The organism is Desulfovibrio sp. 1214_IL3152, from assembly GCF_036763055.1.
GTDB lineage: Bacteria > Desulfobacterota > Desulfovibrionia > Desulfovibrionales > Desulfovibrionaceae > Desulfovibrio.
The window spans coordinates 1-2374 of sequence record NZ_JBAIYW010000538.1; the positions used below are offsets into that span (position 1 = coordinate 1).

1 protein-coding gene is annotated in these 2374 nt (G+C 58.6%); it reads right to left on the reverse strand.

From position 1 onward, the window contains the following. Positions 1 to 122: 122 nt before the first annotated feature. Positions 123 to 2374, reverse strand: a 2252-nt coding sequence (bamA, locus tag V6C07_RS11385) for an outer membrane protein assembly factor BamA (RefSeq protein WP_333536601.1), incomplete at its 5' end; no start/stop codon positions are given.

Genomic DNA, 2374 nt, shown 5'->3' on the forward strand with positions numbered 1-2374 from the left:
TCTGGCGGCTGCGTGAGCAGACGTTCGCTACGGAGGCGTAAGCGCAGTTTATCTGCGCGGTTAAACGCCGAAGTGAGCGTGCCTTAAACTTTGAGAATGTATATTCTCAAAGTTAATCTGCTCTAGAAGAACTGGCCCATGCTGAATTCGATCCTGCCCGGAGGCATTTCCTTGTCGTAATCCTGCACCAGGGGGACGCCGTAGGCTATGCGCAGGTCGCCCATGGGAGAACGCCAGCGCAGTTCCAGGCCGGTGGAGGCCACAATGTATCTGTCCCATTCATCGCCCATTGTCTTGGAATCGATGTTAAAGCCGGTATCCACAAAGGGAACCAGGGCAAGTCCCAGGTCTTTCTGGAAGGTCCAGATATATTCCAGGTTGCCGACAGCCATGCGGTCGCCGCCGATCTGCTCGTTGCCGTGCTTGTAGTCGCGGGGCGAAAGGTCAGAGTAGCTGTAGCCGCGGATGGTGTCCATGCCGCCGACCCAGAAGCGTTCAAACACGGGGACCCTGTCGCTGGTGTTCTGGAACACGCCGCCCACGCGACCGCGCAGGTGGACAGTGTTTTGCGGGTTGAAAGACCAGAAGCCCTGCCAGTCGGCCACGCTCTTGATGAAGTTGTCTGTGCCGCCAAGGCCGCCGCCGCCGTATTCCGCCCACAGGCGGGCGATGGTTCCCTTGGTGGGGCGTTCCTTGCTGTCGGTGGTGTCGCGCAGGATACGGCCCGAGACGGCGCTGGTCCAGTTGATGCCCTTATAGTCCTTGATGTAGGGCGAGCTGTTGTCGGCCACGTCGTACAGGTGGTAGCGCTCAAGGCGGTAGCCCACGCCCACGGACGTGTACTCGCCGATGGGATAGCCGAAGCGCACCGTGTCGCCTATGGTATCCTTGGTGAAGTTGTCCCAGTAGTCGTGGGTGTAATAGATGTCGTTGCCGAACGAGAGGTCGGTATCGTACACGCGCGGGTTGGTGAAGGACAGGGTACCCGACGTGCGCCGCCAGGAGAAGAAGCCCTGAAGCTGCAGCCAGTAGCCGCGGCCGAAGAGGTTGCGCTCCATGATGGAGGCCGTGACGCCCACGTCATAGTAGCTGGAGTAGCCGATACCGCCCATGATGGCGCCGGTATTGGTTTCCTTGACCTTTACCTTGAGGTCTACCTCGTCTTCCTGTCCGGTGGGGATAAGCTCCATATCCACGGCAGAGAAGTACCGCAGACGGTTCAGGCGCTCGTTGGAGCGGCGCAGCTTGGCCCCTTCGTACATGTCGCCGTCGCCCAGGCGCATTTCGCGCAGGATGACGTTGTCGCGCGTTTTGGTATTGCCTTCAACCACCAGGCGGCGGATGAAGACCTTCTGCTTTTTGTTGACCAGATAGCCTACGTCCACCTGGTCGCTGCCGTCTTCAGCCTTGATGAGTTTGGTGTCCACCTCGGCAAAGGCGTAGCCGTAGTCGGCGTAGTGGTCCGTGAGGCGCTTGGAGTCTTCCTGCATGACCGTCAGGGAGAAGTAGTCATTGGACTTCTGCCAGTCGTCCATCTGGATAACTTCAAGCATTTTTTCTTCGCTGTCGATGACGTCTCCGGCAAAGACCACGTTGCGCACGGTATAGCGGGGACCTTCGTTGACCACAAAGGTGACGTAGATGCCGTCGTCCTTGTAGTCTACCTGGGGCGCGCCCACCTGGATGTCGATATAGCCTTCATTGAGGCCATAGGCGGCAATGGCGTTGGTGTCGCGCTCAAGGTATTCCTCTTTGAGCACGCCCGATCCGGTCAGCCACGAGAAGATGCCGCGCGGCTTGAGGGCAAGGTATTTGTCAAGGTCGCCCCGGTTGAGCTTGTTGAGACCCTCGATGTTCACTTCTTTGACGTAGAGTTTGTTGCCCTCGTCCACATTGATGACCAGCACTGCGCCGCGCCCGCTCTGGCGGTCTTCAAGGCGGTAATTGACCTTGGCAAGGTAATAGCCTTCTTTGCGGTACAGTTCGGTAATTTTTTGCAGGTCGTCGGAAAGCACCTGCTCGTTGAGCACGTTGCCGGTTCTTGTACCCATGGCGGCAACGACGTCTTCCTTGTCAACGCCCTTGGACCCTTCGACAATGATGTTGTCGATGCGGGGCTTTTCCACCACGGTGAAGACCAGCACATTGCCTTCAAGGCTGGCCTGTACGTCGCTGAAATATCCCATTTCCCAGATGCGCTTCACTTCTTCGTTGATGGCGTGGGCATCGGGGGTGTCACCTTTACGGAGGGTCAGGCGCATGAGCACGGTATCCGGGTCCATAACGCTCATGCCGCGAACCTGCACATCGGCCAGGCCGCCCTTGGCGGCGGTGGGCGTACCCATCGGCACAAGGCCGGTGCCGCTGTTACTGG